Source organism: Streptomyces sp. NPDC005648 (assembly GCF_040605395.1).
In the GTDB taxonomy this organism is placed as follows: Bacteria; Actinomycetota; Actinomycetes; order Streptomycetales; family Streptomycetaceae; genus Streptomyces.
This window is the reverse complement of the sequence record NZ_JBEXCS010000116.1, coordinates 20,435-27,661: the sequence shown is the minus strand read 5'-3', so window position 1 is coordinate 27,661 and position 7,227 is coordinate 20,435. Positions and strand designations below refer to the sequence as shown.

At 71.4% G+C, this 7,227-nt stretch carries 7 protein-coding genes; 5 read left to right on the top strand and 2 right to left on the bottom strand.

Annotated features, from left to right (window positions below; all coding sequences use genetic code 11):
- The first annotated feature begins 251 nt into the window (after nucleotides 1-251).
- The 3 genes from mshA to ABZT17_RS40090 all read left to right on the top strand — a co-directional run bounded on the left by mshA (nucleotide 252) and on the right by ABZT17_RS40090 (nucleotide 3,957).
- On the top strand, nucleotides 252-1,589 hold the full coding sequence (gene mshA / locus ABZT17_RS40100; RefSeq protein ID WP_356356849.1) for a D-inositol-3-phosphate glycosyltransferase: 1,338 nt from the start codon (nucleotides 252-254) through the stop codon (nucleotides 1,587-1,589).
- Nucleotides 1,582-2,082 carry a YbjN domain-containing protein gene (locus ABZT17_RS40095; RefSeq protein WP_356356847.1) on the top strand — a complete coding sequence of 167 codons (501 nt, stop codon included), beginning with the start codon at nucleotides 1,582-1,584 and terminating at the stop codon, nucleotides 2,080-2,082. The genes mshA and ABZT17_RS40095 overlap by 8 nt, the downstream gene beginning before the upstream one ends.
- A gap of 129 nt (nucleotides 2,083-2,211) precedes the next feature.
- Nucleotides 2,212-3,957 carry a glycosyl hydrolase family 28-related protein gene (locus ABZT17_RS40090; protein WP_356356845.1) on the top strand — a complete coding sequence of 582 codons (1,746 nt, stop codon included), beginning with the start codon at nucleotides 2,212-2,214 and terminating at the stop codon, nucleotides 3,955-3,957.
- Here ABZT17_RS40090 and ABZT17_RS40085 read toward each other — a convergent pair.
- On the bottom strand, nucleotides 3,936-4,754 hold the full coding sequence (locus ABZT17_RS40085; RefSeq protein WP_356356843.1) for an AraC family transcriptional regulator: 819 nt from the start codon (nucleotides 4,752-4,754) through the stop codon (nucleotides 3,936-3,938). The two genes, ABZT17_RS40090 and ABZT17_RS40085, sit on opposite strands and share 22 nt — an antisense overlap.
- A gap of 49 nt (nucleotides 4,755-4,803) precedes the next feature.
- On the opposite strand from ABZT17_RS40085, the gene ABZT17_RS40080 reads away from it, so the two are divergent.
- The gene (locus ABZT17_RS40080; protein WP_356356841.1) at nucleotides 4,804-5,229 is read left to right on the top strand and encodes a DUF2000 domain-containing protein; all 426 of its coding nucleotides are present in this window, start codon (nucleotides 4,804-4,806) and stop codon (nucleotides 5,227-5,229) included.
- A 322-nt stretch (nucleotides 5,230-5,551) separates the two neighbouring features.
- Nucleotides 5,552-5,776, top strand: a complete 225-nt coding sequence (locus ABZT17_RS40075; protein ID WP_356356839.1) for a hypothetical protein — start codon at nucleotides 5,552-5,554, stop codon at nucleotides 5,774-5,776.
- A gap of 94 nt (nucleotides 5,777-5,870) precedes the next feature.
- On the opposite strand, the gene ABZT17_RS40070 is transcribed toward ABZT17_RS40075, so the two are convergent.
- The gene (locus ABZT17_RS40070; RefSeq protein WP_356356837.1) at nucleotides 5,871-7,127 is read right to left on the bottom strand and encodes an MFS transporter; all 1,257 of its coding nucleotides are present in this window, start codon (nucleotides 7,125-7,127) and stop codon (nucleotides 5,871-5,873) included.
- Between the last annotated feature and the right edge of the window lie 100 nt (nucleotides 7,128-7,227).

The following is a 7,227-nucleotide window of genomic DNA, read 5'->3' as shown; positions in this document are numbered from 1 at the left end:
GACGGATACCCCCCGGCCCGGCCCCGACTCACCCACCACCCCTAGGCGCTACACAAGCCCCCACCCAACCCCCGCCGGCGCCGCAGGCATCCACCTACGCACCTCAGCGTCGAACGGTTGAGCGACCGCCAGTAATGTCTCGGCAAAATCCACCCCACCAGGAATGGGAACCCACCCCTCCGCTGTTGCACCCCCTTGGAGGGCGCCCCACCCCCTCCTCCAGGCATGCCCGCAGCAAGGAGGAACGCCACGTGAGCCAGTACGTCAGCAGGCTCGGGCGCCGTTCCCAGACCTCGCCCCCGCGCCTGAGGCTCCACCGCCGCCCCCGCCGCGTCGCCATGCTCTCCGTGCACACCTCCCCCCTCCACCAGCCCGGCACCGGCGACGCCGGCGGCATGAACGTCTACATCGTCGAACTCGCCCAGCGCCTCGCCGCGATCAACATCGAAGTGGAGATCTTCACCCGCGCCACCACCGCCGCCCTCCCCCCCACCGTCGAACTCGCCCCCGGCGTCCTCGTCCGCCACGTGGACGCCGGCCCCTACGAGGGCCTCGCCAAGGAAGACCTCCCCGCCCAGCTCTGCGCCTTCACCCACGGCGTCATGCAGGCCTGGGCCGGCCACCGCCCCGGCCACTACGACCTCGTCCACTCCCACTACTGGCTCTCCGGCCACGTCGGCTGGCTGGCAGCCCAGCGCTGGGGCGCCCCCCTCGTGCATGCCATGCACACCATGGCCAAGGTCAAGAATGCCAACCTCGCGGACGGCGACACCCCCGAACCCGCGGCCCGCGTCATCGGCGAGACCCAGATCGTCGAGGCCGCCGACCGCCTCATCGCCAACACCGCCGAAGAGGCCGACGAACTGGTCCGCCACTACAGCGCCGACCCCGGCAAGGTCGCCGTGGTCCACCCCGGCGTCAACCTCGACCGCTTCCGCCCGGCAGACGGCCGCGCAGCGGCCCGCGCCCGCCTCGACCTGCCCCAGGACGCCCTGATCCCGCTCTTCGCCGGCCGTATCCAGCCCCTCAAGGCGCCGGACATCCTGCTCCGCGCGGTGGCGGCGCTCCTCGACGAGCGCCCCGACCTCCGCTCCCGCATCGTCGTCCCCGTCGTGGGCGGCCCCAGCGGCAGCGGCCTCGCCAAGCCGGAGGGCCTGCAGAAGCTCGCCGCCCGCCTGGGCATCGCGGACGTCGTACGGTTCCGCCCGCCCGTCGGCCAGGAGCAGCTGGCGGACTGGTTCCGGGCCGCGTCCGTGCTCGTCATGCCGTCGTACAGCGAGTCCTTCGGCCTGGTGGCGATAGAGGCACAGGCGGCCGGCACCCCGGTGCTCGCGGCATCGGTGGGCGGCCTCCCGGTGGCCGTCCGAAACGAGGAGACCGGTTTCCTCGTACGAGGCCACAACCCCACCGACTACGCCCGTGTACTCCGCGCCTTCGCCGACGACCCCACGCTCACCCCCCGCCTCGGCGCGGCGGCGGCCGAGCACGCCCAGAGGTTCGGCTGGGACACCGCGGCCGCCGCCACGGCGGACGTCTACACGGCCGCGACGCAGGCGCACCGCCGTCACGTACGCTCCCAGCATGGCTGACGAAGCGAAGGTGGCGCAGGTCGTCGAGGACGCGCTGAAGGACGCCGAGGTCGAGTGGGAGAGCCCCGCCCCCGGCAACTACGTCGCGCAACTCCCCGGCACCCGCAAGCTGAAGACGACGGTCTCCCTCCTCGTCGGCCGCCACTCCCTCTCCCTCAACGCCTTCGTCATCCGCCACCCCGACGAGAACGAGTCCGGCGTCCACCGCTGGCTCCTGGAGCGCAATCTCAAGCTCTACGGCGTGAGTTACGCGGTGGACCACCTCGGCGACATCTACGTCACCGCGAAACTCCCCCTCGCCGCGGTCACCCCGGACGAGATCGACCGCCTCCTCGGCCAGGTCCTGGAGGCGGCGGACGGCAGCTTCAACACCCTCCTGGAGCTCGGCTTCGCCTCCGCGATCCGCAAGGAGTACGCGTGGCGGGTCTCCCGCGGCGAATCGACGCGCAATCTCGACGCGTTCACTCACCTGACCCAGCGCTCCGCTGACTGAATCGAAGGTCCGTACCTAAATCCAGCGCACGCCTCTTTCCCGCCCCGCGGGGACCGTGGCATGCTCACGCCTGACGCAGATCTGAACGTCGTTCACATCCATGAAGAGCCGCATGGAAGGACGTACGGAATGAGCACCGCGCACCACGGCATGACCAGACGGAGCCTCCTGGCCGGAACCACGGCGGTGGCGACCGCGGCGATCACAGGCACACCAGCCCTCGCCGCACCCGCGACACCGGCACCCGTGACACCCGCACCCGCGACACCGGCACCCGTGTCACCCGCCCCCGGCACCCCCCACACCACCCCGGGCCAAGTCCCCACCCTCTGGCGTGAGTTCGTCCGAACCCCCTTCACCCACCCCCAGATCCCCTACATCGGAAGGGCCGGCTGCCGAGGCGGCGCGGAGCGCTTCCCCCGCCGCCCCGCCGTCGTGGACGTCCGCCGCTACGGCGCCGTGGCGGACGGCACGACCGACTGCGCCCCCGCGATCAACCGTGCCATCGCCGCCGCCGGAAGGGCCGGCGGTGGCACGGTCTCCATCCCGCCCGGCACCTTCCGCATCGACGGCCTGATCCGGATCGGCTACGACAACGTCGTGCTGCGCGGCGCCGGAAGCGCCCGCACCACCCTCCACGCCACCAGGAACCTCACCGAACTGATCGGCGTGTACGGCTCCCGCTACGGCGGCACCAAGTCGGCCTGGTCCTGGGCGGGCGGCCTCATCTGGCTTGCCCCGAAGGCCCGTTGGGACTCCCTGGTGACCGCGATCAAGGCCCAGGCCTGGCCCTTCGAGGGCTGGACGGGCAACAAGCGGGACGAGTGGGAGCTCCTCACCCCCGTCGAACCCGCCCGCCAGGGCGACTGGACCGTCACCGTCGCCGACCCCTCCCGCCTCCGCCCCGGCGCCCTGGTCCTCCTGCGCATCGCCGACGACACCACCCACACCCTGCTCCAGCACATGTCGGGCGGCGGCCCGGGCCCGGCGGCGTACTACTGGGAGGACAAGACCAAGCTCCTGTCCTACGTCCCCTACGAATGGCCCGTCCGCATCGCCCGCGTCCGAGGCCGCAGAGTCACCCTCGAACGCCCCCTGCCGCTCGACCTGCGGCCCGAATGGAATCCCCAGTTCACCACGCACGTGAGGGAGTTGACCGGATCCGGCGTCGAAGGCCTGACCCTGGACGTGATGGAGACCCCCCAGTCCCCGCACCTCCTCGACAAGGGCTACAACGGCGTCGTCCTCCAGTGCGCGTACGACTGCTGGGCGGACGACGTCACCGTCCGCAACGTCGACAACGGCTTCGGCCTGGTCGCCGCCTCCTCCTGCACCCTGCGCCGCACCCGCGTGGGCGGCCGGGGCGAACACCACCCGTACTTCTGCCGCGAGGGCTCGCACGACAACCTGATCGAGGACTTCACCATCGAACAGCGCACGGTCCCGACCCCGGAAGGGACGCAACTGCACGGCATCAACGTCGAAGGGCTCTCCTCCCACAACGTCTGGTCCCGCGGCGACATGCAGATGGGTACCTTCGACTCCCACCGCGGCCTGCCGTTCGCCAACGTCCGCACGGACATCACCGTCGACAACAACGGCCGTCACGGCGGCGACGCGAACGCCGGTCCGCTCTACGGCGCCCGCTTCACCCACTGGAACGTCCGGGACACCAACCACCGCGCGGGCCTGGTGAAGATCGACGGTCTGGCGCCGTGGAGCGCGACCGTCGGCCTCGACCAGTGCTCGGAGTTCGACCAGATCGACGTCCCGGACTTCACCGGCGATCTGCACGCGCGGCTGGAGCTGTACCCCACGGCGGACACCGTACGACCGCGCAACCTGCATGAAGCTCAGCGTGAACTGACGCGGTAGCGCCCCGGCGTCACTCCCACCAACTTCCGGAAGTGGCGCGTGAGATGGGACTGGTCGAAGAAACCCGTCGCCGACGCGACCTCGCCCGGCGCCCGCCCGTCCAGCAGGAGGCGGCGGGCCCGGTCGACGCGGCGGGAGGTGAGGTACTGGTGCGGGGCGATGCCGTAGGCGGTGCTGAACGCCCGTACCAGATGGGCGGGATGGGCGTGCAGGAGCTCAGCGGCGGCGTCGAGGCCGAGGCCGTCGACGACGTGTTCGTCGAGAAGCTCCCGCAGCCGGCGGGCGAGAACGGGGTCGGGACGCGCGGGCCGCGTCCCGTGTCCCTGTCCCTGCCCCGGCCGCAGCAGCTCCCGCAGCCGGTCGCCGATCAGCGTCAGCCGGCTCTCGGCCTCCAACTCCTCGCCCGGCCGCCCGAGCGCGGTGTGCAGCTGCCCGACCCGCCGGCGCAGCGTCGGATCGCGCAGGTCGGGGCCGTCGACGGCGGCCCCGATGAGGTCGTCGCCGAGCCGGGTGTCGTCGAGGTAGACGACCCGCTTGCGGAAGCCGTGCGGGGTGGCGGGCGAGCCGTTGTGCGGGACGTGCGGCGGCAGCAGGGTGACCGTGTCGTGCGGGGTGCCGTGCTCGTGCCGGTCGAGGTCGTACCGTACGGCCCCGTCGTCCACGATGAGCAGCGTCCACGCCTCATGGACGTGCATGGGGTAGGCGTACTCGGTGAAGTGCGCGTGGAAGACCTCCACCACGCCCCGCACCCGGGGGCGCCAGGCGGAGACCTCCGGTCGGGAGCGCTGAGCGGCCATGCAAAAAACGTACAAGACGGGGCCGTGAGCGGATCGGCAGTCTCGGAGTATGAGCGACACACCCACCCGGTTCGACACCAAGATCGCCGTCCTGCTGCGCGAGGACCTGGAGACCTGGCAGCGCCTGAACGTCACCGCGTTCCTGGTCAGCGGCCTCGGCAGCACGATCCCCGAGGTGATCGGCGAGCCGTACGAGGACGCGGACGACGTGCGGTACCTGCCGATGTTCCGTCAGCCGGTGCTGGTCTTCGAGGGCGCGAAGGAGACGCTCACCGCGGCCCACGCGCGCGTGCTGTCCCGCTCCCTCCCGCGCGCGGTCTTCACCTCCGACCTCTTCGCCACCGGCAACGACCGCGACAACCGGGCGGCGGTTCGGGCCGTGGGGACCGGCGAGCTCGACCTCGTGGGGCTGGCGGTGTACGGACCGCGGAACGCGGTGGACAAGGTGCTGAAGGGTGCGCGGATGCATCCCTGACGCCCTTCACGACGGAATCTGCACAGTGCGTGCGCAACCGCTCGGCGGAGAGGGCTCGTTGAGGGGAGTTGTCCGGTTCGGGCGGGCCGTCGCAAGGCCTGTCGGTCCACTGGGAAGGGCCGTGTGTAGAGAACTCGGACCCAACCGGTGTGCACACGCACACGGTTCGGTCGCCGAGGGGCCCAACTGCCGTGCCGGACAGGGGTCCGGACTGGCTCAGCCGTCCGCCGCGTGGTTTGATCCTGCGCACCGCGGCCAGTCGTCTGTCCCCCCAGCGAGGCCGCGTCCCCCCGTGGACCCACCATGCGAAGGGCACTTCCCCATGAACTCCGCTCCCCAGGTTCAGACCGCCGAGATCTCCGACGCCGAGCTCGACACCGTCTCCGGTGGCATCAGCCCGCAGATCAGCGTCAGCGTCGGCTCGACGACCCTCAGCAGCTCCGAGCTCCTCGCCGAGGTCGACTCGGTCAAGGCGACCGCGCTGGGCCTCGCCGGCGGCACCCTCGGCGCGCTGCCCCACAACGTCGGCGTGAACGTCGGCTTCTGACCGACGCACACGGCAACGCCAAGCCCCCTACCGGCAGGAGAAGTGCGGGTAGGGGGCTCGTTGCCGTCGCAGGTGGTCCAGGTGATCCAGGTGATCAGCCGGCGGCTGCCCCGACGTCGCTCCGGACCCCGCCCTCCGCGGCCACGGGCTGCTCCGTCGGCAACCGCCGCATCAGCGCGCCGTAACCGACGGCGGCCACCGTCCCGACGGCCGCGCACAGCCCCCACAGCCACTCCGCGCCGAACCGGTCGATGACCAGCCCGGACATCAGCGGCGCGACCAGCGCGGCGAGGGACCAGGAGAGGGTGTAGACGCCCTGGTAGCGCCCGCGTCCGTGCACCGGTGACAGTCGTACGACGAGCCCGGTCTGGGTCGGGGCGTTGATCATCTCGCCCAGGGTCCAGACGCAGACGGTGAGGGCGAAGACGCCGACCGACCCGGCGAGGGCGGTGAGTCCGAAGCCGTACCCGGCGAGCAGCGACGAGACCACGAGCAGCCGCCGTACGTCCCGGTGCTCGATGAGCCGGGTGACCGGTATCTGCAGTGCGACGATCAGCACACCGTTGACGGCGATCGCCATGCCGTAGTCGGCGGGTGTGAACCCGGCCTCGCCCATGGCGACCGGCAGTCCGACCGACCCCTGCTGGAAGACGAGGGCGACGAGGAAGGACAGGCCGACGACGGCCATGTAGCGCCCGTCGCGCAGCACGGTCCCGAGGCCGACCGCCTCCGCCGCCTTCTCGGTGGCCGTCTGCTCGGGCCGGGACTCGGGCAGCTTGAGGAAGACGACGACCGCGCAGAGCAGGGTCATCCCCGCCTCGGCCAGGAACCCGGCGCGGTAGCTGAACTCGGCGACGAACCCGGCGGCCGTGGAGGAGACGGCGAAACCGAGGTTGATCGCCCAGTAGTTGAGCGAGAAGGCCCGCACCCGGTCCTCGGGGCGCACGATGTCGGCCATCATCGCCTGCACGGCGGGCCGGGAGGCGTTCGAGGCCATACCGACGAGGAAGGCGACGCCGGCGATGGCGACGGGGCCGTGTACGAAGCCGAGCAGTGCGACGGAGGCGGCGGTGGAGGTCTGGGCGATCAGCAGGGTGGGCCGCCGTCCGAGCCGGTCCGCCATCACCCCGCCGCCCAGCGAGGACACCACCCCGCCCAGCCCGTGGAGCGACGCGACGAGACCGGCGTAGGAGGCGGAGTAGCCGCGGTCCAGCGTCAGATACAGCGCCATGAAGGTGGCGACGAAGGCGCCGAGCCGGTTGACGAGGGTGCTGGTCCACAGCCACCAGAACTCGCGGGGGAGTCCGGAGACGGTCTCCCGGGCGGCACGTCTGAGACGGGCGACGGACATGGAGAACCCCCGGTGGTAAGCGTCGTGCGCGGCAAGCGCAACTTACTGAGGGGGTGTCGTTCCGGGCCAGTGAATTAACAGATGCCGTCAATCGTCCGGC

What these genes read in the sequence shown, in the direction of transcription:
- ABZT17_RS40095 (WP_356356847.1), top strand. Translation starts at nt 1,582, where the DNA reads ATGGCTGACGAAGCGAAGGTGGCGCAGGTCGTCGAGGACGCGCTGAAG.
- ABZT17_RS40090 (WP_356356845.1), top strand. Translation starts at nt 2,212, where the DNA reads ATGAGCACCGCGCACCACGGCATGACCAGACGGAGCCTCCTGGCCGGA.
- ABZT17_RS40085 (WP_356356843.1), bottom strand. Translation starts at nt 4,754, where the DNA reads ATGGCCGCTCAGCGCTCCCGACCGGAGGTCTCCGCCTGGCGCCCCCGG.
- ABZT17_RS40080 (WP_356356841.1), top strand. Translation starts at nt 4,804, where the DNA reads ATGAGCGACACACCCACCCGGTTCGACACCAAGATCGCCGTCCTGCTG.
- ABZT17_RS40075 (WP_356356839.1), top strand. Translation starts at nt 5,552, where the DNA reads ATGAACTCCGCTCCCCAGGTTCAGACCGCCGAGATCTCCGACGCCGAG.
- ABZT17_RS40070 (WP_356356837.1), bottom strand. Translation starts at nt 7,127, where the DNA reads ATGTCCGTCGCCCGTCTCAGACGTGCCGCCCGGGAGACCGTCTCCGGA.